General features: G+C 41.5%; 18 protein-coding genes. 3 read left to right on the forward strand and 15 right to left on the reverse strand.

Annotated elements, in window-relative coordinates; translation table 11 throughout:
- Positions 1–87: 87 nt before the first annotated feature.
- Entirely contained in the window at positions 88–330 is a 243-nt protein-coding gene (locus RMY64_RS11215; RefSeq protein ID WP_322700063.1) for a hypothetical protein, read from the forward strand.
- On the opposite strand, the gene RMY64_RS11220 is transcribed toward RMY64_RS11215, so the two are convergent.
- The 13 genes from RMY64_RS11220 to RMY64_RS11280 form a co-directional block, all read right to left on the reverse strand.
- Entirely contained in the window at positions 327–1,109 is a 783-nt protein-coding gene (locus RMY64_RS11220) for a hypothetical protein (protein WP_322700064.1), read from the reverse strand. The genes RMY64_RS11215 and RMY64_RS11220 overlap by 4 nt on opposite strands.
- 5 nt (positions 1,110–1,114) lie before the next feature.
- Positions 1,115–5,083, reverse strand: coding sequence for a DUF3854 domain-containing protein (locus tag RMY64_RS11225; protein WP_322700065.1), 3,969 nt, complete (start codon positions 5,081–5,083; stop codon positions 1,115–1,117).
- Between the two features lie 47 nt (positions 5,084–5,130).
- Positions 5,131–5,619 carry a relaxase/mobilization nuclease domain-containing protein gene (locus RMY64_RS11230; RefSeq protein WP_322700066.1) on the reverse strand — a complete coding sequence of 163 codons (489 nt, stop codon included), beginning with the start codon at positions 5,617–5,619 and terminating at the stop codon, positions 5,131–5,133.
- A gap of 4 nt (positions 5,620–5,623) precedes the next feature.
- Entirely contained in the window at positions 5,624–7,399 is a 1,776-nt protein-coding gene (locus RMY64_RS11235; protein WP_322700067.1) for a type IV secretory system conjugative DNA transfer family protein, read from the reverse strand.
- A 149-nt stretch (positions 7,400–7,548) separates the two neighbouring features.
- Entirely contained in the window at positions 7,549–8,739 is a 1,191-nt protein-coding gene (locus RMY64_RS11240; RefSeq protein ID WP_322700068.1) for a hypothetical protein, read from the reverse strand.
- Between the two features lie 17 nt (positions 8,740–8,756).
- On the reverse strand, positions 8,757–9,491 hold the full coding sequence (locus tag RMY64_RS11245) for a hypothetical protein (protein WP_322700069.1): 735 nt from the start codon (positions 9,489–9,491) through the stop codon (positions 8,757–8,759).
- Positions 9,488–11,047, reverse strand: coding sequence for a TrbI/VirB10 family protein (locus RMY64_RS11250; protein ID WP_322700070.1), 1,560 nt, complete (start codon positions 11,045–11,047; stop codon positions 9,488–9,490). The genes RMY64_RS11245 and RMY64_RS11250 overlap by 4 nt, the downstream gene beginning before the upstream one ends.
- Positions 11,044–11,835: a hypothetical protein gene (locus RMY64_RS11255; RefSeq protein ID WP_322700071.1), complete on the reverse strand. Its 792-nt coding sequence runs from the start codon at positions 11,833–11,835 to the stop codon at positions 11,044–11,046. The genes RMY64_RS11250 and RMY64_RS11255 overlap by 4 nt, the downstream gene beginning before the upstream one ends.
- Before the next feature lie 147 nt (positions 11,836–11,982).
- Entirely contained in the window at positions 11,983–13,086 is a 1,104-nt protein-coding gene (locus tag RMY64_RS11260; RefSeq protein ID WP_322700072.1) for a hypothetical protein, read from the reverse strand.
- Positions 13,087–13,418: 332 nt separating this feature from the next.
- A complete protein-coding gene (locus RMY64_RS11265; RefSeq protein ID WP_322700073.1) occupies positions 13,419–14,129 on the reverse strand; it encodes a hypothetical protein in 711 nt (236 codons plus the stop codon).
- Positions 14,130–16,949 carry a hypothetical protein gene (locus tag RMY64_RS11270; protein ID WP_322700074.1) on the reverse strand — a complete coding sequence of 940 codons (2,820 nt, stop codon included), beginning with the start codon at positions 16,947–16,949 and terminating at the stop codon, positions 14,130–14,132.
- Positions 16,950–16,988: 39 nt separating this feature from the next.
- Positions 16,989–17,312: a hypothetical protein gene (locus RMY64_RS11275; protein WP_322700075.1), complete on the reverse strand. Its 324-nt coding sequence runs from the start codon at positions 17,310–17,312 to the stop codon at positions 16,989–16,991.
- Positions 17,313–17,593: 281 nt separating this feature from the next.
- Complete coding sequence (locus tag RMY64_RS11280) at positions 17,594–18,181, reverse strand: hypothetical protein (protein ID WP_322700076.1); 588 nt, start codon at positions 18,179–18,181, stop codon at positions 17,594–17,596.
- Between the two features lie 803 nt (positions 18,182–18,984).
- Between RMY64_RS11280 and RMY64_RS11285 the strand changes: the two genes are divergently transcribed.
- A complete protein-coding gene (locus RMY64_RS11285) occupies positions 18,985–19,662 on the forward strand; it encodes a hypothetical protein (protein WP_322700077.1) in 678 nt (225 codons plus the stop codon).
- Between the two features lie 29 nt (positions 19,663–19,691).
- Here RMY64_RS11285 and RMY64_RS11290 read toward each other — a convergent pair whose 3' ends face one another.
- Positions 19,692–19,868, reverse strand: a complete 177-nt coding sequence (locus tag RMY64_RS11290) for a hypothetical protein (RefSeq protein ID WP_322700078.1) — start codon at positions 19,866–19,868, stop codon at positions 19,692–19,694.
- A gap of 1,600 nt (positions 19,869–21,468) precedes the next feature.
- Between RMY64_RS11290 and RMY64_RS11295 the strand changes: the two genes are divergently transcribed.
- Positions 21,469–22,116 (forward strand): tyrosine-type recombinase/integrase, encoded by a 648-nt coding sequence (locus RMY64_RS11295; RefSeq protein WP_416212140.1) that lies wholly within the window; start codon positions 21,469–21,471, stop codon positions 22,114–22,116.
- A gap of 195 nt (positions 22,117–22,311) precedes the next feature.
- Here the strand turns inward: RMY64_RS11295 and RMY64_RS11300 are convergent, their stop codons facing one another.
- Positions 22,312–25,836 carry a plasmid replication protein, CyRepA1 family gene (locus tag RMY64_RS11300; protein WP_322700080.1) on the reverse strand — a complete coding sequence of 1,175 codons (3,525 nt, stop codon included), beginning with the start codon at positions 25,834–25,836 and terminating at the stop codon, positions 22,312–22,314.
- Positions 25,837–26,093: the final 257 nt, after the last annotated feature.

Below are 26,093 nucleotides of genomic sequence, written 5' to 3' on the forward strand. Positions count from 1 at the left end.
GTGAGATCGAAAGTCGGAAGTTTTGAGTTTAATTTCTGACTTCCGACTTCTGACTTCCGACTTCCGACTTCTAAAAGAGGTTACAAGATGCGTTACCTATATGATGTGAAACTTTGGGACAGGATCGAAACAGGAGTGGAATTTCTAATTTTTGTGGCTTTGATGATAGCGGCAATTATCAAACTGGGATACAACGATTTTCTACAAGCATTGTTTTACATAGTATTAGCTGTCATCATCTCACCCTGGTCACAATTCGAGCGGGTGACTAAGCGATATGTCTTAGTAAGTGCGTATATTCTTGGGTTGTTTGTCGGATATTTTACTTAGTCTAACTCTGGGCCGTCAGGAGAACGCTCGTTTTGTTGTTGCTGTGGCGGTCGCTGTTGCTGTTGCTGTTGCACTCTTATATCAAAGTTGATCAGCTTTTGTGTTTCTTGTGGTGAAAGGTGATTGTGTATTACCTTGTATTCTTCCTTATCATCTACTTTATAAGCACTAAAAGCACTTTGATTATCACTTTTGCGCCAAACAGTCAGACGCTGCATACCTTCTCTCATCAACAAATTTAATTGATAAGCCATACCTTCATAGACTCGACCGCCAATAGTATCTTGTCCCTTTGTAACGATAATATTCATTAGTGCAGGAATAAGAGACTTTTTAATAACCTGATTATTTTCAGTTTCAACCGATTTTGACTGTTGACTGTCAACAAAAGGCAGTTTGCGCCCTTTAGTTTCTAATATCTGCTGTAAGAATGTCTTTTTCTTTTCATTGATTAAATCTTCAACTCTTGTTGAGTTATCTGTATCAGGTGTTTCCTCAGATTTATTTAAACCAAATTTTTGGGCGTACTCTTGGTAGTATTTTTCCTTAAGGGATTGCCTGTAATCTTCAGTACTTTGAGCATTTCGGGACACAGATAAAGTATTTCTCACCTCACCAATAATATTTTCGCGCTGTGTGGGGTCTAGTGCGGGGGTTATTGACGGTGAAGGTGGGTGTTTCTCCATCATCAGCGCCAGTCTGTAGGCCAATTGGTTGTCAGAAAAGCCACTGTTGCGGTTGATGATAGTGATGGTTTCGGCTACTGAGCTAGATTGCATAAGTATTACAATTCTAATTCCTGTGAATTAGTAGTAGGTCGTTGTGGAGTGTGAGCTTTTTGGGAATGTACTTCAACCTTGGGCGTATAAGTATTGTTAATAATCTGGCTACGAGTATTGAGCAAATCCTGAATAATATCACTCAAAGGAGGAAGTGAGATGTTCGTTTGCCCAATGTTCTGCTGCTCGAATTGACTTTGAAGGAGAATTTTCTGGTAAAGTTCACGTTGCTCTCCAATAGTCAGCTTGCCAGTAGTGACAAGTTTTTCCCGTAAAGGGTTGTTGTACTGATTGGCAACACTAGACCAAGTTTTATTCGTTTCTAAATCGTGCCAATGAGAGGCGATGTCAGGATGGAGAGACACGGGTGTATCACGCTTTGGGTCAGAAGAAAACTGTGGCTGTGCTTCTTTTTGAACCTGCGATCGCAAATCATTAACAATGTGAGCTAATGGTGGAAGTACAATATCAGTACGCCGAAAGTGATTTATCTCGCTCCAGGCAAGATTTTGAATCTGCTGGTAGAGTTCACGCTGTTCACCAACAGTTAATTTTCCAGTTTGCTGAATTTTAGATTGAAATTCTAAATGTCCTTGCGCTACAGTCTCATGACTTGAACCATCTTTTTCTAACTGCTCCCAATATTGTTTCAAAACTGGATGTAGTGGTAGCACAGCGTTGTCTTGTTTTGGAGAATTAGAGCTTGCTCCTTGTGGGTTTGATTGTGTCTTGCGATCTGGTACGTTAGGCGTAGATTGAGTAGATTGATATGATTGCTCCTCGTCTAAATTACGGGTAATTTCGGGATGAACAGGCAAATCAATGTCACGGGTATCTGTCGGGTTGCCAAATAATGCTTTGTAATTAATATGCAGTTTTTGAGCCAACAGTCTTAACTTCTCCAAATCAGCTTCAGTGATAGCCAAAGCTTGGACTTGATGAGTCATACCAGTGTCAGTTTTCTCAAACTGAAAGCGAACAGCTTCCCGATTTGTACCATTGTGTTCAGTTTTGAGTAATTGCAGAGTAGATGTATTGTCACTGGTTTGCCGAAAAAGAATCCGGTAATTGCCCAAGGTTAAATCGTCTTTCTCGAAGCTAGTAATACTTTGTGTGAGAATTTTTAATACCTCGTTTTCTTTGAAACTTTCTAAAATATTGTGTGTGCCTTTAGGAGAGACTGAACCAACGACAGAGGCTATTTTGCGAGGGTCTTCATCAACAGAGGGCAATTCTTTACCAGCTTTCAGGTAGTCAGCCACTAACAAAAACTCCTGCCTTTCAATAGGCAGAATGTTAACAAGAAAGGCAGAGGGCAGAGGGCAGGAGGCAGAAGGAATACTGTTTTCGCTCTCTGCCCGTGACCAGAGGGAACATGGGTCTGAGTCCCCCACCCTAATCTCTGGTTTGGTGGACAAGAATTGAGCGGGGTTAGAGTTAGGGTCAATTTCTTCCCTTCTGCCTTCTGCCTTCTGCCTCCTGCCTTCTTTACTTTGTTTTTCTCTCCAAATTTTTTGTTCAGACTCTATTTCTGTGTAGGAAAGTTTAATATTGCCTACGTGTCCCCATTTATCAGCTTGAAAAGTCATTAACTCTACATCATCATGACGACGATAGATACTGTATTTATCAGCACCATGATTCTTGATTACAAAAGCATCAGCATGGTAGATTTTGCCACTGGTCTGCTGTTGTTCATCTTTCGCCTCAACACCATATTTTTTTAACAAAGTATAAGCAGCAAAAGCTATTTGTTTATTCTCGCTAGCTTCTAGGCGCTTTCTAAAAAAATTAGGCTCATAAACTGTAACATTTTCTTTTTTAGCCCAGGAAGTAATGCTTTTTGTGTTTTGTGGAATTACAGGAGTTTCAGTTGGCTGGGCTGGCTCAAGAGCAACATCTAAATGAATAATGTCTGAATCAATAACTTTTATATCTATAATCTGTGAACCAGGGTCAATAAATGGTTGACGACGATTCTTGTGAAATACATTCATGTTTGGTTCTAATTCGGGAGCATCTGTCACAGTAGAATCTCCTTTTTGTTGATCAACAAGGGAGGCAGGAGGCAGAGGGCAGGATAGCGCAGCGTTAGCGAGTCCGCGAGCGTCGGCAGAAGGAAAACTGCTTTCTGCCTCCTGCCGCGACCGGAGTGAGCTTGGGTTTGAGTCCCTAACTGTTATCTCTGATTCAGTGGCACTCCTAAAGTGGGGGTCTAAATCCCCCACCAAATTCTTCCCTTCTGCCTCCTGCCTCCTGCCTCCTGCCTCCTCATCAATTGTTTTGACTGTGCCATCTTTGAGCTTGATAGTAAAACGTAAGCTATCAAGTTGATTTTGATGCCATTCTTCTAGAGCTATAGCCCCGGCAGATAGCTTTTCAAAACTTTCTCCTCCCTGCGTGACTATAAAATCATCTACACCCTTATCTGGCCCTGGCAGCGTTACTACTTTAACGACAGCACCAAATTCTTGTAATAAGCTTCCTGTTTTCCAAATATCTCTTTGGATATTGAGCTTAGTTTCAGGCTTAGTTTCATAATCAAAGCAGATTTTGATTTCTCTACTCGAAGTTGCGAAAACAGCTAACTCATCAGCCAGATAGGAATCACCAATTTTCTTGCCCCACTCGTTTTTAGGTGAGCGATAGCCGGAGGAAATTCCCGGTAGTCCGATGGCTGCGTGACCATGCGATAGTAGACTAGCCGCCTTCTTCGCACCCTCTGTAATGACAAGTGGGATATTGTGTTTGCACACACAATACCAAAAACCACTGCTGCGATCGCTATCGCTGGGGTTTACTCCAGCTTTTGAGTAAATATTTTGGGCAATTACGCCTGGGACATCTAGCAGGAAAATACTCAATTCTACCGATGGTGGATGCTCATATTTAATGAATTTGCCTTCAACCGCAACAGTGAACCCATCTTTTTTTACGGTTTTGGGTCTGGGGCGGTTTGGCTTATAGCATCCCCATTCTTTAACTTGAGGTTGCTCACCAGGGGTAAGATTAGCAAATGTGCGCGGATCTACTCCTGAATTACACCACCAGCCACCTGCATCTAGGTGGGAATAGAGTTCTAAAAGCCTAATAGAGAGGCTACCTGTATTTGTACGTGAGAGTTTGTCGCTGATCATGAGTCGTTCCCAAGCTTCATGTTCGCCACCGACATAGCTAAAATGAAGACTAGAGAAGTTGAGATGTGCAATATCTGGTGCGATCGCGCTGCCTACTACGAGTTCGTGCCAATGTTGCGGATCAATATGTTCTGGGTGATGAGGGATATGTTGAGTATTTTGTGGGTTAAGTTTTTCACTACTGATTGGGATTTTCTGGTCGCTAATCAACTCTACTGTTAAATGCTTATCGCCAATTTCATGAGAATTAATCACTTCACTCTGCTCATAGTCTTCACGAATGTCATTCGTTTGCACAACATCTTCTTCTAAAATGGAGGAATTATCTACAATCCCCACAAATGACATATCTTTGATTTCACTTGCATCCGTGACGTAATCATTTCTGTTTGTAAAATATTGATATTCCAGAGTGTTATTGCTTTCAACTTGTATATTTAAAAAGTCAACAACTGTACCCGAAGGAGGAAGGTTTTTGGGAAAATTCGGGTTGGGTAAAACTGGAGGTAAATCAGGATCTGGAGGGAAATTAGATGGTGTTATATCATTACTACCGGGGAGAAGTTTAGGCAATAAATATGCCATCATCTCTTCTACTTGTTCTATTGACTCATCTGTTACACCTTCAAAGTTATTTTTAGACCATTTCCACCCACCATCCTCGTCAGGAGTAAGAAAATAAGTTTCTTCTCCTATTTCGATTCGACATTTTAGATCAATAGCTGATTCGATTGATTTATAAATAAACTCTCCTAAAGGATAAATAAAAGCTCTAATAAAATGCTGACTAGCTCTAGCGTAAGCAGAAGTGAGTTGCAAATGTCGTTCATCAAACATATTTTTTGTTAGTTATTTATATACTGTGCCTTGTGCTGTACTCTTGTTTAAGAGCAACAGTTGCAGCGGATCTGCAAATATTTATTATTAGCAGGGTTTTCTAATATCCGAGAACAAGATTGACGTAAAACCTCATATTGTTGCCAGTTAGCCCCCAAGTATTTGATATCAATGAGCTTACCTTTTGGAGTAACCCGATTAAAAACAATATGAATGTAAACATTACTTGGATTAATATCAAAAAAACAAATGTACTGCAAATCATGCCAGCCAATACCGTGAATATATTGATTAACAATTTGAATACATAGTTGTTGATTTAGGTTAATATAAATATTTTTTAAACTAATAACAATATATATTCCCAAACTTTTAAGTCTTGGTCTAGTTCCAGACAAAGTATTAAAATCATCAATGATTTGAGTTGGAGTCAGATTAATGTCAATGAAACTACCATTAGCGAGAATATACTGTTGAGATAAAGTTTTAATTAATTCAAAATTATCAATCTTCAATTCCTCAATAGTCATTTTCATAATATTAAAACCCGATATCAGAAGGAACTTGGTCTTGATTAACCATACTGCCAACATTTTTTGATGTCAGACCGGGATTACTAGAAACAGCTTGAGGATTTTGGGGAATGGGAAAGCGTAACTCAACTTGCTTAACTCGTAAAGCTAAATCTTGCTGTGAGGGAAATTTCTGCGTACTTCTTCTAGCTAGTAAACTAACAATTCTCGCCCATTTAAGTTGATTGTATTTCTCAATATTTTTGAGAGTCTGAGAAATTTTAATAGTTTTCAACAGTGGAACTGAACCTTCCTTTTTATTAGCATAAGTAGGGTTAATGAAAACGCATTTACCAGCAATTAACTTCAGAAATTGAGCCGATTCAAAAAGCTTTCTCGTTTTCTCTTGGTCGCTGATGCTCGTGCTATTATTTTTACCCCCAGTAGAACGGCTTTTTTGCTTGTACTTAATCTCTTCATCACCCAAGAAGTTGGAGAATAATTGCGCCGACTCGTTCTCACCAGGATTGAATATAAACTTAGTGCTGCAAGCGCCAAGGATAGCCTTAGCGATATCTTTACCGTAGTTCTTCTCAAGCTGCCCCATATTTTGGAAGCCGATAATACCACAGAAGCCCTCAGAACGAGATTCGTTGAGCCATCTATACAGGTCAGGTAAGTAAATCGAGGGTAATTCATCCAGTGCAACGATGAGTGGATCAAGTCGCTTTTTGGCAATGTTACGGGCGATGGTCATGTGTAAAATGCTGGTCATGAGAGGCCCTACTGCATCCCGGCGTTCTCTGTCCAACCCGAAAATAATCATCTGCTTTCCTTTAATTTCCAAAGGTAAAGTTGTCTTACCGATGAAGCATCCTAATGTGTTTTTCGCCATGAATCGCGTAAACATAATACTGGCAGTTGCAACAATCCCGGCAACAGTTTTTTCAGATGCAGCAGAACTGAACAGTTGCCCAAAAGCAATTTTCACCCAAGGATTGAGAGAAGCAGCCATCAGGCGTTTGACCATTTGTTCGCTAGAAAGGATCGCGGCGCAAGTCATAACATCTGCGAATTGACCGAACTCTTTAGCTAACATTAGAATTGCCTGAGTCAGCTGATCCCCCGAAGGGCCAAAGAACCCATCTTCAGTTGAATTGCCCAAAAGTCGAAAATTCTTATTGATGACGGTTGAAATTTGTCGGGATGATTCGGCATCACTACTATCCCGGAGAAAATCTAAAGGATTGCAGACTTCAGATTCAGGGAATCCCGGTGCAAAGATATGAACATCATAGCCCTTATATTTAGCATAGGCAGCAACTTTCGCTTGAGATGGGTATTTGAAGTCATAAACTATACATGGAAATTCCTGATCAATTGCCGAGTAAATCATCGGGTTAATGGCGCTGAATGTTTTTCCACTACCGGGAGCGCCGATAACTGCCGTACCTCTTTGCACATCAGGTATATAGAAAGTAGTGCCACCACCTTTTCCCTGATGCTTACCAATGTAAAGTGCCGCACTATCACATTGGGGATTGACGATTTGCAAGATGGCTTTTTTCTGAGCAGTTGCAGTTTCTTTAGCTCCACCCCAATAAGAGGTAGCAATTTTCTTCTTGTTACCATCACCAAAAAATACCCTCATCAAAATATAAGCACCAAGTAAAGACAAAACTGTTAGCCCATTGGGGGTAAATAAATGATGAGTGTATTTGCCAATTGCGTCATTATGATTTTGTAATTGCTCAAATCGAAATCCTTGAGGATTAGCGCTATTTACTTTGAAAGATTTGCTCATATTTAAGGTAGAGAATTAGGTTGACCAAGCCCCAAAGGGGCAGGGTGTGGGGTGTGGGGTCTAGGGGAAGAATTAGTCTCAATAACCAGTGGGTCACTTGCCCCCACCAATACCGTCTTCCCTACACCCAACACCCTACACCCTACACCCTATTCTGGTTGACCAAGAACGATAGGGTCTTTCTCCTGGTACTCAATAAAAGGTACAGGCCCTATAAAGTATGGACTGCAAGTGCGACCAATGAAGGGTATAGTTTTACAGATGCGGAAAAACATAGTAGTCTCCACCTTTCCACTGCCTTCATCAATATTCCAAACAACTTGCTTAAAGCTGGAGCCAAAGGGGTTTCGACCAGTAGGCTCTTTACCATCATTAAGAGCTTTTAAAATACCAAATCCACCATTAACTTTTTGGAATTTCCCAGATATCCACTGTGTTCCAGTAGTCTTACCAATGCCTGACATTTCCGTATGAGCGCAATTATTTTGTAGACAGGGAACATTAAAGCCATCTTGGTAGCTACCAGATATGGAACGGGTACGGTTAGCTTCAATATCTCCCAATGGCAGATCAACTTTGGCAACAAATGAAAGGTCAAGTGTTCGCAGTCCTGGTAGGTTATCCCATGTCAAAGTTGATAGTCCAGGTACTCCATTAATTTTGGAGTCTTGCCAATTCTCAAATCTATTAATAGATGTGTTTTCAATGTCGGAAATAGATGTTAGTGAGTAATTTTTTAAATTTATTACTCTTCCTAATGGAACGTCACGTAAACGAGAATCTCGGCTGGCGTTACCTATTGTGCCCCCAGTAATTCCAAATCTTCTCAAAAAATCGCTCACAGGTTTAACACTTGTAACATTTCTATTACCTAAGCCAGGAATCGCTTCGGTTAAAGATGGTAAAGTTTGCCATCTTGTTAATTGAAAATCATCTAATGTTAACCTACTTAAATTGATTCCTTGTACTGAAGCTACGGTTGAGAGATTTAAATTTTCTATTGCTAATTGAGGTGTTTCAAAATCTCCCAGTTCCATAAACTCGCTAATGCTTTGTCCTGCCGTCCAAGTTCTAGTTTCTGTACCTCTTGTGCCTGGGTAGGTAACACTGCTACTTACAGAAATAATCATGTCGCTGAATTTCAAACGCGACCAATCAGGAGTAAACCCATTAGGAGAATTGATAACGGGTACTTGTGCTGAAGCCTTGGGCAGCAAAAAGCCTACAAAAGAGTTCAATAGCCCATATCTTATGAAACTATGAATCAATAAGCTACCTACTAAACTAAAAAAGATTAAGTAACGTAAGGCGTTATCATTGAGGCGAAAAGATGATTTCATAAGCCATTACCTTGTGTTCAATTATCAGAAGTCTTGTTCAAAGCAATTAATTTATTAACTAACTCTTGAGAGATATAAGCCTTATTAGCAGCAGTAGAAATGTCATCACCTGCTTGTAAATAACCGATTAACTTTTGCAAGCGCTGGTGTAGTTCATCTTGCTGAAGAATCCATCCACTTTTAATAGCTATAACAATCCCGCCTCGAATTTGGTTAATTGTTTGCTGTGTTTTAACTAATGATTGCAATTGAGGCTTCGGGACTGTTTGTTCTCGTGGCACATCAGCCTTGATCGCCACTTGACTATATTTAGGAGTGCCATTACTTGTTGCTAGCCGAAAACTGTAAGTCTTGCGTTCACCAGAGGATGACTGCGTAACTACTGTTAACAAAGTGGTAGATGTTTGCGGTATTCCAGGAATGTTTACTCTCAAGATCCGCCGCAGATGAATCAGCCCTGCACCGGGGCTAGAGCAATTCTGATCCAGTCCCGATAAGCAACCATCTGTGTCAAGCAGAATTTGCGATGGGTCGTCTAACCAGACTTTTTTGATAGTTTCGCCAATCTCGTAAAATGAAATTGCTACACCGTGACCATTCCAAACGTTGATAGTTTGTAGTTTGGCCTGCTCCCCACTAGCCATTGATTGAAAGATGGTACGCACAACTGGGGCGGCAATTGTGGATATTGGAGTCAGCGCCAGAGCCAACGCTAGAGTGCCGCTTGTAACTATCTTAATTACGCTTTTCATGGCAACTCCAAAGAGCGATTTACATTAAAGGTTACTTTGGTTCCCTGTGGAATAAACCAAGTATTAGGGCGAGAAGTAATTTCTTTAGTAGCAAGTTGATTGCGTTGACTAAGATTTTGACTAACTTGACCAAAAAACCCTGACATGAACGCACCAGTGAGATTGCGCTGATTGCCACTACTACGTCTACGAATTCTACCTGTGGATTCATCAGAAATTTCTTCTTCACTATCCGGTTGGTTCATAATCTCCCCAACCTTCGAGAGTGCAGACACAGCACCGCCAAACAAGTCATTTCGTGCAATCTCGCCACCCCTGTCTTGGAATCTCCGAGCTATTAGGGGTCTACCACCAACTCCTGTCACGGAAATCGCACCCGCAGAAATCGGATATTCTGTATTATCTTTGATGATGCCCCGAACAGAAGCGATCGCATAACTGCCGCCATCAACTGAAGCTAACTCGACTGCAAACATTGTTCCCGAAGGGATTGCCACTTGCCCATAGTTATCGCGTAAATCCTCTTGCAGGAGAGCAATAGACTTAATATTATTAGAGGTTGGTGTTTGTGTCTGTGTCTGCCCTGAATTATTAACTGTGGTTTGAACTAATGGGGTAACAATCACACCACTAGCAAAAGTGCCAACTGTCAAATAACGAGTTTGTTTACCTTGGAGAATTTGGCTTTCTTGAGGTAAATAATTGTTAACTAAAGTAATCTTGTTAACTTTAGAAGTCGCTTGCCACTTGGGGCGGATCTTTTCAATCGATTCGCTTGAGTTTTGCGGCGTGGTTTGGTCAAAATTATTTGTATCTGTTTGTTCATTCGGTTGATTTTGAATTGCTTGAGCTTGAGAAAGATCCGGATCTAATGAAGATTGTTTGCTGGTGCTAATTTCGGTGTATGCGATTTTGCCGTAAGAACCGATGCCTCGGAGTTTGTTCAATTGTTCAAGAGGATCTAGGGGCGTTACTGTCCGTGCAGATATAGAGGATCTTGGAGAAAAACTCGTGCGTGTTGGTGGCTGAGTGTAGGTTCTTCTAGGTTGTGGTGCAGTCTGAGTTACGCGACGTGATTGTGTATTTTGAACCGGATATGGCGCAGGTCGTGGAGATGGTGGGTTAGATGGCACAACTTTTTGGTCTACTGAAACTGGTACTGGCGCTGGTTGGTCAAATTTATTTTTGTTAATGCGACCTAACTCATCTTCTTGATCCGACAAAGCAAGTTTTGCACGCGCATCACCATCCCCCTCATCATCTTGTGTTTGTTCTGTAGCAGTAATAGTTTCCCCTGGCTTTTGAGCAATCTTTGGTGCTGGTGCGGGATTGAAAACGCCATTGAGCATCAAAAATATCGCTAAAAACCCAACTCCAAAAGGCACAGCAATTATTGCTAGTCTTGACCAAGGAGAAGTGACAAATGTGTGCTTAGTCGCTACTAATAAACTTTCCGGTTCTGGTGCTTTTTTACCATTAGTTTTATTAACATCATCTATTTCAAGCAAATCCTCTAAAGTCGATACAGACCCATTTTTATTATTCTCTTTACTCATTTTCTTTTGCCCAAATCTAAATCGACAATTTCGGTAATTTCTAATCCGGCTCTCCGGGTGGTATAGATTTTCTTAGCTAATTCGCTAGTATTAGCTGGGATATACTCTGGATTAGAAATTGATGAAAGTGTAATGGTTTTATTAAAAGTAATCCCTTTGCCGGAATTATCACTACGTTCAAAAGTTACGAGCGTCCCAATAAAATCTATTTCCCATTTTCCATCTCTGAGTTGCCGTGGCTGTGAAATAAATCTAGGGATTAAAGATACTTGCGTATCACCATTGAATATGCCCGTGGGAGTAATTGAGGCTAATTTTTTCAGAAATGCGGCTCTAAATCCTCCATTTTCACTCAAAGCAAAGGCAGCATCATAAGCTTTACTTGTGACTCGACTATTAGATTTATTATTAATCTTGCCTACTTCTACCCCAGTATCTTGTTTAGTAATAGGTTCGCCTTTTTCATTGAAAACTTGTACTATCCCATCCCAATTAAACATCTTAATGAAGGTATCAGAAATAAACTTTCTAATAACTTCATCAGAGCGTTGCTCTGGGTCTACTGCCCTAGCGGAAATCGTCTCACCTGATGATAATTGTACCAAGGCTAATTGCTTTTGATTTAGTATGCTGATTGCCCCATAATTGAGAAATTGTAATAAGAGGGAAAATCCCGCCATTGAAAACCCAACTAAAGAGATTATTCCTACTCGTGTTGTCACGTATTTGTTGTAACTAAGTAGTTGCAATGGTTCTCTGGGTTGAGTTTTACTTTTTTGATTCAGCATAGGTTTTATTGTCAGAATTCAGGAGTCAGAATTCAGGAATCAGAATGTTGGAGAAGAAGAGTGAATTCTTTTCAATCAATGGAAGAGTTATGCACTCATTGCTTTTAAATTCTGGCTTCTGAATCCTGAGTGCTGAATTCTTACGTTTTATTTAGCTAATTTTCCGACTAAACTACCACCTTTAGTAGCAACACCTTTAGCAACCTCAATGGCAATTGAACTATAAGTTTCAGCAGCTTTATTAATTTGAACTAAAACAGAAATGCCACCACCAGCCGCTAAACCTGTAGCTAAGAATGGCGCAATTATACCAATTGTAAATAGGAAGAACATTGGCTGATAAGATTTAGAATCAGCGACTAATTGCCCAGCGAAGCCAACAATGATATTGAAGCAGAGCTTGCCAAAACCTATACTGAAATATCCGACTAACCAACTGTAGATTGATTTAGCTCCGTAAGGTAGCAGAGAACCACCAACAGCTACAGGCCCCAGCAGTGCTGTTACGAGCATAGTCAGTTCAATTCCCCATTGATAAGCCCCATTCATCCCGACTAAAATGATAGTAATTACGTCTGTTATCGCCGACCCGACAAAGGCATTAATGGGAGACATAATTACATCTGTAACTGTAGCTTTTCCTTGAGCTACGTCCTTGTAAGAATCGATAGCGCCATCAATCGCATCGATAAACCAAGAAAATACCCCATTATTTTTATTAAATTTATCGGGATATGTCTTCGTTAAATCTTCCTTCGCTTTTGTTAAACAGTTGATCTGCTCTTGTTGACTTAAGGATGAATTTTTGCACTTACTAACAGCTAGTCCGATAGCGCTACGTGCAGCTTCAGTGCCTAATGCACTTTCGTATGCTTTCTTGAGATCAATTCCTGCCGCCGCCTTACTAAGAACTATATTGTTTACATTATTAATATAGTTCCTAATTCCTAATGTTGAATTACCTAAAACTTTTCCGTTATTAGATAGCAAAACAATTACTATTAACGGCCAAATAAAATCTGTATAAGCTCTTTGTTCTTCCCCCGCCATCATTTTTTTTGTCCATTCAACGACAAAGAAAGTTAGTGTTGCTATAGCGAATAAAGCACCAACGTCACAAACTGCCCAGTATACGCCTCCATCAAGAGTATTAACCCACAATTCGTCAAATCCTTTCGCTACTGAAGCTGAATTTTCTTTTGCTAAATCAGCTAAATCGCCACCATCTAATTTGGCTAGTAAATAGTACATAGTTAATATCCTTTTTTGACCAATATTTATCAACCCTTCGGGGCGGGTGTAGGGTGTGGGGTATGGGGTGTAGTGAAAAAATAGCCCCGAAGATAGGTTTAAAACCTCGCCCCTCTCTACGAGACGCTGCGCGAACGTGGGCGAAAAAATCCTTGTATCCGAAGGTAGGTTAAGACCCCACCCCTTGTGGGTGGCTTGTTTCCCCTACACCCTACACCCTACCCCCTACACCCTTTTATCAACCACTCGTACAGAATTAATGCTCAATTCTGACGCCTTGGCGGAGCAACTCCTGCTTTGCTCCTGAGTTCTGAATTCTTCTTCATAAACCTTTAGTCGTCAGCAGATGTCGCATTTAACCGTGCATTAAGTACGACTTCATGCACTAGAGACAATCTGCCATCTTCTTGGGAGTTCTCCTTTTGCCTTTGGGAATCAAGATGCTCCGCTACTTGCGTTAGCATCAAGTTAGAGTAAGCATTGTCCTGTCGGGCTAATAAAGAATCAGTACGCTGCTGTGCCAACATTGACACAATTAAGCCGTTTTGAGCAGCCATCGCTTTGAGAACATTCTGAGAAGCGTCCATATTCTGCGCCTCATCAGCAATACCTTTTGCAAGTTTAGCGATTTGTGCAGTAGTATCAATTTTCTCTTGAGTTTGCTGCTGTCCTTTTTTTCCAATCACGCTGGCAATCGAGCCAAGCGTCAATTCACGCTCTAGCTTCTGTGCTTTTTCTTGGGCGACAGGATAAGAATAATCATCCTTGAGCGTATTTTTCAATTGTTCAGCCGAAGCAATTGGGTCAGGCGCACCCAATTGTCCAATAGAACTATCAATTGCAGCTGACGCATTTTCTTTGATGTCACCCCAAGCACTGTTAATCTCACCCTTGGCCCATGCTTGAATTTCCGAAACTTCTCCTTGAAGATCCGATACGATAGAACTAAAAAAATCGTTGATGCTGACGCCATAGCTAGGTGCTGCTATCAATAAACTGCCAACTGTAGCAGAAAGTATTACCCCAATTGTCCGCAAATTCATTTAAGCTACCTGTCTTGTATGTGATTTTGAAAGTAAATTCTTCGCTAATTCTGATAACTCTTCCCCCCGAATCATTCTGATATAATCCTCACTAAATTTGACTAACCCAAGTAGAGGATTATCTTGATAGTGCTTGAGAAACAAACTGCGTAATTCTTGTTCGTTTGGATTATTAGCAACTGAGGCTAATAAACAATACGCAGGATAATAGCGACAGAATGTGAGTTTGCCGTTATCATCAAGCAACCATTGTGAGTAAATCCCCGACTTTTTTGGATAAAAAGCTTCTGTACTGTTGACCCTGATGATCTCGGTAGGATATTTAAAGCGAACAATGAACGGGTCAACGGCTGATGATTGAATCCTGCCTACTAAACGTGTAGTAATATTGGCAAATATCTTCTGTGCAGATGCGCTCTGATATATAGTCTCTGGTTCTTGGGCAGAGATGATGACGCGGATACCAGACTTCGCACCATTGGCACACAATCGCCCAATCAACGAAGCCATCGCATCAAATTGGAATAAGATTGGTGCTTCATCAAGGAAGAAGATCGAAGCTTTTGATGATAATGCGCGACGTAATGCAGCAGCATAAGCACTAAGAGCGAGTATGGCAGCATCAGCTTCACTCGATAAATTACGTAAAGCGAATACTAACAATTTGGCATTAGTTCTAAAACTGGATGGGCGTGAGATTGATTGTCCTACCCTGGTACTTAACCAATAATTTATTCTCAGCCTGATTTGCTCTAAGGCTTCGGAAATCTCTTGACTCTTACTAGCAATAGAATCTAATTGTATGAAAGCTGGAGAACAAAAATTATAAAAATCTTTGAGTGTCGGAGTCTCGTTCCAATATTGAGTCCCAAATCCAAAATGTATTGCTGACTTGTAGCGTGATTTAATTTCATCATCATTAAAAAATGTTTTCAAAGCTAAAGCAATGATTGACTCAATATTGGTGGTAATCGTTGGGCTCACACCAATCATGCTCGTCCCCATCACCATTGTAATCAGCACTGATTTCAGAAATTCCTTAAAATCGTTCAATCGCTCATTTTGACGTTCTGCATCTAGAGAGCGCAAATCAGGTAGTTCAAAAAGATTGTTTGATTCTTTGGAGATGTCAAAGTATGCCCCATCTTCACCCAGCAGATTGGTGTAGTCGGTGAAAGTGGATGTCCCATCTGGCTTGGGATAGTCTAGTGCCACTACCGGAATATCTTGTGCAAGTGCCGGGGTAAGAATACCTGCCACCAGAACAGATTTACCTGAACGAGTTGCGCCGAAGACTGCCAAATTCTTGTGGTTTTGGTACAAGTCTAAATGTACTGGTGTGCCGCCTTCTTCTGCAATTAACTCAAAGCCAGCGCGATCGCCTGTAGCAGTCCTGATCAATGGCATCAGCCCTGGTGCTTCCGAACTAAAATATGGCAGTCGGCGGTTAAAAGGCTTGGTTAACAACGGCTCCCAAACAAATGGGCAACACTGCAACCATGTCTTCCAGGCGTATTCAATCTCCCGGTCAACTACCGCCGGACGCAAGAAATAGCTGGCAAGATATCGGCAAGCTTCGTCTAATTCCCGTGGGGTTGGGCGGTGGACGAGAAAAGCAACTGCGGTATGCACTACTACACTACCTTTATATATTGTCTTCTGCGCCTCTACCGCTTCTTCAATATTCATGCCTGACTTGACATCAATGTTCCCTTTTCCTGTAGATAAAGAAGTGCTGGTAATTGATTGCTTGGTGATCCTTTGTAAGTTAGTTTTAGAGATAGTTTGATTTGCCTTTGTTACCTGACAAATAATTTCTGTATCAGAAATACTATCTCTAGAGATTAATTCCCATAGATATCGCAGTTGGGCTTGTTCGTCATACCACCCCCCTGGCTTTTGGCTGAAGTTGAGCGCCCCAATATATTTATTTTGGATTTTTACCCATTTCCTATCAAAGAATGGCATAGACTCCTCATTCTCTAACAGATGGTGGCGGATATGAAAATCACTAGTTTGAGTTTCTACTAGTCCATCGGCAGAATCTATCTTTAGAGGATTAGGAATTGCTGGTGGCGATGACAGATTTAATTGCTGCCAATTTATTTCCCATATTTCTTGGGCACTCAGCACCCTAATACCAAGTTTCATTTTATTACTTAGTATGGCTGACCATTGCAAAAAACCATTGCTAAAGGAATTTTGGAGGATATTTTCAATTCTGGTATTATTATGGGCATGAATTTCCCCAGTAAAAGAAAACCAACCTTTTTCTAATTTTCTGATAATCGATTCGATAAAATCATCAGAACGTTCATCGTCATCAATAACAGTGTACGTACACCACAATCTGAGAAACTTATTTTTTCTAGTACCACTTTGAGTTAATTCTTTAACTCGCAATCTTTCACTGCGAATCAATAGCTTTAACTGATCTTGAGAGCAAGTTGACTCTAAAGAAGATAGTTCCTTTTGTCTATAATAATCCGAGGTAAAAGACCCTAAGTGTATTGTAAGACTTTCGCCTTCGGGAATTTCTTTTAGTCCCGCTTCTATGCCCTCAAAGATCGGTAGCATTTGCGATGATTCTAAATTTGGATGAATCCCTAAACAATCAAAGCAGAATTTGATTTGAATGTTTTCACCTTTTTTGAGAATTAATGCGCCTACGCCCTGCCTACCTCCTAAGTTTAGGTCGCAAATACCCGCTAAATGGATAATATCTTCAAAGGGAGTGAGCATTTTCACAACACTAATCTGCTCCTTTTCTAATGCGACTTTACCTAATTTATCTTTAACTTTCTTAGAAGAATTTGGCATAACTTTACCAATCACTGAAATTTAACTAGAGCTTAGAACTTATTTTTCTGACGACTTCTGACTTCCGACTTCCGAATTCTGTTGTATTGATTGAAATCTCATATATCCCCTACTAATCCGAGGAACGCTGACGAACTTACCGAAAAAGTCTTTATTTGTAGAAATTGTCCACCATGTTGCCCATCCCCAAGCAATACTTAATCCTGTACCTAGCCAACTTGTTTTCAGTAGATAATTAAAGATAAATACATTGACTACTGCTATTAATGTCCAGGCAAATATTTGGTCAGCAGGGAATGGCCCTAGCCTTGGTCTTTCTCCTAAAATCCTATTTACTGTCCGAAAATCATGTTTCGTTGACATACTTATTGATTTAATAAAAAGTTATCAAAAGAAGGCAGAGGGCAGGAGGCAGGAGGCAGAAGGAATTTATTCCTTCTCTGATTGTCCGATCTGTCTGCACGATTAGAATGAGCAAGGGTTTAAGACCCGTACAAAACTAGAGTTTTTGGTGGCTCCAAATCAAGAGGGGTTTGAATCTCCAACTGAGGCGAACCTTCCTTCTGCCCTCTGCCTCCTGCCTTCGTTATCAGCTATTAATGCAAATACGTATTTATCAATAACTGATAACTGAAAAAGCTTTTTTACTGAACAATCAAGCCAGTAATTAAATCTCCAACAAAAACTGCCATAACTATGATTAATGGAGTTCTTGCTAGTGTCTGCCAGTCTTCATCATTCCGTGCAGATTGAATAATCCTAACTAGACTGATCCCAACATATAATAGGAATAAAGCTCTCAATACATTGAAAAAAAGCGCGATAACTGCTGCTGTTTGTCCATTGCCGGCATTACCAAAAGTGGTGGTCATCCAAGTTTGAGCATTATTGAAGAACTGAGCATTAGCTGGAGCCGCCGCAAAATCAATTAGGCAAATTACTGCTAACAGCGCAAACAACACAGCATAGAGATTAACTCCATACTTTCGTTGTACTTTATCGAAGTTAGTAAATAATGCTTGTGACTGTTTCGGCAAGGCAATGATGATGGCAGACGCAATCATAAATCCACCCATCAATATATTGTGGACGGACATCTCTGCTATCATCAACACACCAGTCACACCCATGAGTGTGAGTGTGCCTTTTTTCGCCCTGTCATCCTTTGGGTCAGGTAAAAGTGTTCCTATTGGTGAAGCAGCAAAATCTGGGTATCCGTAGTCAGTACGCATCTGCTTTCGTTCTCCTGAACGATCTCTTGAGGGATAGGCACATTCTTAAATAAGTCAACCCCAAAATCCACGTACTCTGGTACGGAAAAAAACAGAACTGTAGTACTGTATAAACATTTCTAACAGCAATCATCTACGTAGATAAAAATCTCTTTCTTGTATTATCAGTCTTTGTGCTTGATATACTCACATCCTTAATCATTAATTAGTATAAATCTTTGTGCAACATCTTCAGTAAGTGCCAAATATGGGGGATTGACTATTGACTATTTTTATGGTGTAAAACGTCAAAATTAGCTTTAATAAAGTTTGGGGGTTTAAGTTAAGAGCCTAATTAAAATCCCCGTTACAAAACTGTACTTCCGTTAGCGGAGCGGGGCGTTAGCCCATTCCGACTTCCGACTTGTTTAAGTATCCCTGCTCTCCATAAATTGAACTTTACCTTCGATACCTCACTATGTTTTGCATCATAACTAAAAACTGTTAAAACTTGATTGCATGTATAGAACAAATATGTTTGAATAAGAATTCAGAATTCAGGAGTCAGGAGTCAGAATAAAGAGTATGGGGGATTCAGACCCACCATTGATTTAAGACCACCAAAAATTCTAGTTTTGTGGGGGTTTTAAACCCATTTATTCATTCGCCACTCGTACACAATTCATACTGACTCCTGACAACTGACTCCTGAATTCTGTTTTGATAATACTTGCAGCTTGTACTTCAGCATTTGTTAGAAGTAGATATTTGGTCAAGCAAGGAAATTGGGAATTAATTTTCACGCATCATTTGTTGGAGTATTTATGAATAAAAGAAAAATATTGGCAGCACTTGTTTCAATAGGTGTAGGACTATACTTAGGAGCTTGCCAGTCTAATGCGGACAAGGTTGCTCAGGCAGAGAATGACTTAAAACAGGCTTATGCGGCGGCAAGTGATGATGAGCAAAGCCAAAAAGATAAGGAAGTACAGGAGCAAATAAGGCAATATGTAGAAGAGACACCTAACTTATATAGAATAACTTGGAAGGTATGCGGAGACGGGAACGCTCCGTACAAAAACGGAACAAGGTGCAACGAAACCAAAATCCCTCCAACTAAGGGATATTTCCAGCCTGTCTATGTGTGGGGAGCGAATGGAGTCCAATTTGTTAACAAACAGGACTTTGTAAGAAATTTTTGGACTACAGGATTATTCGTCAAATCAAGAGGGTGCTTAAATTTAGGGAAGCCGCGAGAAGAAGGCTTGTACAATGTGAAAAATTTCATGCTCAAGAAAACAGGCACTACTCCTACGCCAGAGAATGTAAAAGTTGAAGTTTTGTCAAAAGAAGAGAAGCAAAAGGTCGTGGAACAGGCTTTTAAGGATGCAGAAGTAGAAAATTATGCGCTGAAAAATTTTGGTGTGTCAGCAACTACAGGATTAATACCCACTGGGAAAACTTGCTTAACAGTAGACGAATGGAAGAAAACGCAATCGTAGTAAAAATCAGGCACTAGTTGTTAGAGAGATCACAATTCAACCTCCGCAATTACTTCCCATTCCAGCACCACCAGCCACAGATATCTAAATAGTCCAGCATAGTCCAGCGCAGCGATCGCTTCCCATTGCAGCACCACCAGCCAAATCGGTTTGGGGTCAGAGGAAACAGTGAAACCCAAAATTTTTGATGTGAGCAGCGCAGTCAACAGCGATCGCCGTTTCTAAGTTAGTTCAGCCAGTAAATAGTTTTGCTCACGCACATCAGTTATTTCGCAAAATTTTGTAGTTTTTTATACTTAATTTTTGCAGTCATTGATTACTTCATGCTTATACTAAGGGATGGCATAACCGCAAGAGCGTAGCTGATCGCTCTATGAAAATCGCAATTTGCCGACCATTGGTCGGCAAAAACTTAATTATGATTCTGAAAAACTAATCCTTTATATGAGCCAAGATCGAGGGTGTTAAAAGGAGCGGGAATTTGCAGAACACCATGCCATACGATGTCTGTGCCTTCCCTTATGCCCTCTGTATTACTGTATTTTTTGTAATTTAAAGTACTTTGCTTTACGCAATTATAATTACTGTAGGCATCGCTATGCAGTAAAGCTTTCTGCATTATACTCATCTAGGTAAACAGGCTAAATAAGCCTAACAACAACATATTTATTTACCTAGACAAGCATCATGATACAGCACGGGGATTTCGTTCGATGTTAAAGTTGTATTTTTAACTGTATAATTTACGACCTCATAAACTAACTCGCAATCAGCTAAAGTCCCTTCGGCCATCAGGGAGCATCTTGGCGTTCACCCTGAAAATTGATTCAGGACAAGTTCGGAATCAATTGCAGAACAGTTTGAGTTTTTGGCACGCAAGTTTTACCCATTTCTTGAAGAATTTTTTATAAGCAATCACACCACTCTCAAAAATAAACTAAAAATGACTCTATAGTTTTATGGCGTGATAGCGATTAAAAAACGGGCTATTCCGATAAGCTTGATTTGGCATGAAAGCAACAGAAGCAGGGAAGAATTTTGTACAAGTTTCTTAATATAAGCACCTTTGCCCATTTTCTTTAACCCAAACCTACACCTGTAATATTTGTATACTCAAATGCTAGAGTATACTCTTTGACCTAATACATCACTTATTAACTATAAAGTCATTATTAGTTTATTTTTTTCACCTATTTTAGGTTTTTCTTTTAGAGGTGTATTTTTAGGGGGAACCACAAAAAAAAGATCCCAGCCTGCATCGAACAAAGGTAGTGTCTAGTAGTCTGCCAACCCAAAAATGCTGCGTGATGGCTGGGGAAAGGGTAAGGGGTAAGGGATTTGAAACCTTTCCCCCCGCCCCTTATCCCCAGAGGGGGCCCCACCTTCCCCTTTACCCTTTACCCCGCCAAGTTCACTTGGCGAACTACTAGGTAAACTGAAACGAAAAGTGATTGAGTCAGCGCATCACTTGTCTTGATAATCACTAGACCGCATCATGTAAAGGTGATTATTGCTTGTGCAGCACGAGCGATGGCAGTCCCAAATGGCAATCGGCTTTTTCTCCAGTGCGCTTAAATGGCAGGGGAATAGTACAGCATTAGTACACAGTTCTGGCTACAGGTGACGGGGGTATTCTGTTGCTGACAAACTGCCACAATTTTCACTTTGTCCGTGAACAGGGAAAGGGAAACGGAAACGGTAGAGAAACTAGTACACATTGCAGTACAGTTCCACACTTTTTTCATCGAAATAAATCCTGGGACGGGAGCATCGGCGATAATGATTAACTATCGGGGGTTCGGGGCTGTGAAAATTGACCGTCACGGGAAGGCAAAGGTTTTGTCGGCAGAAGAAATCCAGCGTCTGTTTACTTTGGGGTTAACCACAGAGCGAGACAGAACCCTAATAGGCGTGATGCTGTACACGGGTTGCCGCGTCAATGAGGCAGTTACCCTAAAAATTAAAGATGTTTATAACAGCAAGGGACGGATCAGAGCAGAGCTGATCATCCGTAAAGGGAATACAAAGGGAAAGTTAGCTACCCGCAGCATTCCGATTTTGTCAGAACTAAGGAACTTCTTAGCTACTTACAAACCGACAAACTCCCGTGACGGTTTTTTGTTTCCTGGTCGATGGGGGCGCGGTCACTTGCACTCAGAATATGCAAGCCTGATCTTCCGACAAGCTTGCGAACGTGCGGACATCGAAGGAGCAAGCACACACAGTTGCCGCAGAACTGCACTTACTTTCATGAGCAATGCCCAAATCCCTCTGAGAGTCATCCAAGAAATCAGTGGACATCGCAATTTGGAGCAACTGCAAAATTATTTGGAGGTGGAACCATCCCAAGTCCGGGGTGCGATCGCGGCGTTATCGATGCTATCACCGCCATCAATTAGCAGCAACAATCAAGACATGCAAAATGCGGATAACACGAAGTTATCATCGGAGTGATAGATCAGGAAATATGATTTAGTTGATCTAGACAGGATCATTCACTAATAAAGCTTAAAGTGATTTTTCCCAAAAAGCCATTGACAATTTTATCGGCAACACCTCAAGCCATAGCCAATGATAAAAATGAGGCACAGATTGCTCTTTATTTACGTAGCTGAGTCAAGGCTTTGCCCACCTTCGACATCGCCGACTTTATCCTTCCACAGGCAACACCTCTTCATTCAGCAAGGCGTAAAATTCCGGGATTTGAGCCTCGACAAGTCGCAATTCATCAGGAGCGATCGCTTCAAGTTCCAGCACCGTATCCCAGCGCAAATCCTCAACCCATCGCTTAAGGATGCCCTTAATCGTCTCCACCCCCTGCTTAATGCCAGAGCGTAGCATTTCCACACAATGGAGTAGCGTAATGCGATCGGTCGGAGGCGACTCAAATTCGGTAGTATCCTCTCCCTGGCAATGGGAGTTCCCTATAGCATCAGGGGGGGGTGTGGATACGGGCTGCTGATTGGGGTTTACACTATACACAGCAGGAGTTTGGGGGGCATAATAGGTTCGATTTTCTTTTTGATTACGCTTTTCCACGCGATGAGCAATTACATGCATTGCAAATTCTAATTCCTCTTTAGATAAAGAGAAAAGTTTCACCTGTTGACCCCGTTTACCCTGCTTACGGAAAGTCAGTTTTAACCCTAGCTGTTCTATAAGAGTCGCTAGCAACCAAATAGGTTTACAGTCTAGGGGAATAGTAAACCCAAGAATTGCTTTGACGTGAGCAGCACAATTTTTGGCGATCGCCGTCATCTTGAGCAAGGTGGAATCGTCGGCGGTAACTTCATCACCCTTCATTAAACTTAAGAGAATCTGATGCAGCCCCAGGTTAAATCTAGCCAGCCACCGTGCGGAATAATTACCCCAGTCGATACACAAAGGTAAATTGTCCCGTTCGGCGCGGTCTTTTTGGGTGACAATTGTTGGTGGCGTGGGATAACTTCGCCCAGTTTTGGGGTCAGTAAAAGATTCTTCGGGTGGGGCTAAAATGGCCTCAAGTCCAGCAATTGCTCTAATTAAGCGACCACCTTTATCCATTTCTACGAGTGATTCGGTTACTTCGATGCCGTAAGAATCAGAAATGCGGAACTTTTCACATTCAAAAATTTCATTAGGGTCAAGGTAATCTTTGCTCTGACGGGCACGGTACTCGCTCAAAGTAATATTCTTGGCCTTGGCAACAGCCGAATTGTGGGCACTATCTAAAGCTTGTGCTGCTGCTTTAAGACTTTCAAGAGATTGAGGATCTGAATCACTGCCCACATATATAAAGGTATTGCCCATTTCGGTGAGGAGCGATCGCAAATCATCACGCAGATTATTAAGAGAATAGTGGCGGTTAGCCATAATTTGGCAGTAAGCCTCAAGCGCCCAATCTTTCTCTGCTCCGCGTTTGCCTGTTTGACGGTCAATCCGCAACAGAAAAGCGGTCATTTCATTGGTTTGGAGCAAGCGCTCTTTAATCTTGGATGCGTTTGTATCTTGGTAGCCAAAGGGAGGACGCGGGGCCACCCAAATATGAAACGGGACTTTTGGACGATAACGGTAAAGCTGTTGGGCACATTCGGTAGCAGTTTGGGAAACGCCGTGAAACACACCGAACACTAAATCAAAATGATACTCAGAAATATCAACCCCAGTACCGAGACTGGGAGAGGTGAACAAGGCATCAAAGTTTTTGACGGCGTTGGTGATATCTTTGATGAAAGCGACATTCTCATCACTGCCAGAATTATCGGAATGAACCGACCAAATGCGGTATGAAGTCCTACGGACTGGGCAAGGGGTAAGGGGTAAGGGGGAAAGGGTGGAGGAATCTGTTAATTCTTCCTTTACCCCTTCCCCTTTACCATGCACCCCTTCTCCTGCCTTTTCGTACTTGATAGTAAAGGATTTGTCGAGTTTTTTGATGAAACGCTTACTGTCACTTGCAACCATGACTTTCTCACCAAGCATCAGCGCTGCCGAGATTTGGGCGACTATGGCGCTTGAATTATCCCCCTCGTACCAATAAATTGTGCGTGAACCGTTTCGCCATTCGTTTTTAATGATGTAAGGTACTTCACCTTTTGGTCGCATTGCAAGAAAGAAGTTTACCGTTAAATCATCCATGTGTGCATCGGCAATCACCACTAACGGCGCGTTGTATACTATATATTCCAGTACCTCCAAGATGGCGGCGCGATGTTGTTTGCAAGTATTACTGTGTAGTAGGTGGGTGAGGTATTGGCAGGCTTCATCTATAAATATGCAGCCGTAGGTGAGAGACTGGGTATTCAGCTTATGCAAACTGTCAATAGTAATACTAAGGGCTTGGGCCTGGGCTAAACCTGTGTAACCCAAGTCGGAGTACATGGCAGTTTTGAGTCGTTCGGCAAGATTTTTCAGCAAGTTAACCCGATGCCCATTGTTGAGGAACCGCGCGTCGGGGTTTTGGTCACGCCACCAGCGCATGAGTTGGGTTTTACCAGTGCCCATATCGCTCCAGAGTACGACTAGTCCTGATTTTGGGAAATTGAAGGTAGGGGATTTCTTCGATTTGGATGAATCAACTCCGCCAGAATCGGTAGACTCCTTGTTTGGAGGATGTCCTTTTATAGATGGCGTGAAAAGTTGTTCCTTTTCAAGCTCATAAAGCTCAGGCACTCTCAAGCATTTTTCTTCAAGTTCAGGAATGCACAAAGCCTCAGAGAGATACTTGATATTAATAGTGACATCTGGTTTGTACTTACTTAGTCCCCATTTTTTCGCCCGATACGAGCGCTGGTAATCGGCAAGTGATTTGGCATCGTCTACGATCGCAGTCAGTAGAGCATCAGCATTTTCACCGCGACCAACCACAAAATCATCAACGCCTTTTTCTGTCCCCGGCAGTAATGCAACTTCACATTCACAACCAGCCGATTCGATTGCTTTTGCAGTGCGAACAGTGGCTTGAAACACCGACCACCTAGTTTTAGAAGAAGTTTCGTAGTCGAATAAAATAATGAACTTGCGTCCCGCCTGAGCCATCGGTACTAAGTCAGGATGCAATCGTTCATCAAAATCCCGTCTTCCGACCCGCCCGTTCCAAATTCCCGGAAGTGCGATCGCTACAAACCCTAAACTAAGCAAGCAAGCGGCTTTTTTCTCGCCCTCGCATAAGATAATTGGAATCTCTGGATGTTGCTTTATCCACTCCCAAAATATTAGCGGATTAAGCTTATCCAGCAAGCGCAATGCTAAAAGCGAATGATAGCGCTTAATTAAATAACGCTTTGCAACTTTGTCCCAGATGGGGTTAGCGACATCAAAGTAGGTAACGCGGTTGGGGGTTTTGGGGGGTGACTCGTATTTGACGGGTTTCCCTTTTTGCCAATCAATGCGAGGGAAGTTGGGCTTAATCCGCCCCCACTCCATTGGTTGCCAGTTTTTAAAGGGGTCAAGTGACTGAATCCACGTCCCACCTAGTAATAGATGCTGATACATTTTTATGTATCCATCTGTTACCCGACCCGCATTCTTGCGTGGGATTTTATCAGATATGAACAGGAAATCATAAACTGATTCTCCCTCAACGTGAAAGAAGTTGCGCTTAATCAACGCCGGATGAATGGCGCTACCAGCTAACAACTCATGGTATTCCGCTGCCGTGAGATTGTTTGGATATTCAGTTGTCGCTGCGTTCATCGGTTCTCTCCAAGGAATTTTTTGGGGAGAACTCTTTCAAGCTGCGAAACTCTTGCTCTAGCCTGGATATTCCGAAAATTTCCCTTCGTCACAGCACAAAATTGCCATACGAAAGTTGTACTCGACCCCATGCGCTTTAACACTGCGCTCTTGGGGTGTTCTCTGTTTGTCATGATATTTTCCCCTGATAACTTGGTTGACAAGCTCAGAGGGGGTTGTATCAGTTATCAGTCAACAGTTGACAATTATCAAGGACT

The organism is Nostoc sp. DedQUE08 (assembly GCF_034530895.1).
GTDB lineage: Bacteria > Cyanobacteriota > Cyanobacteriia > Cyanobacteriales > Nostocaceae > Nostoc.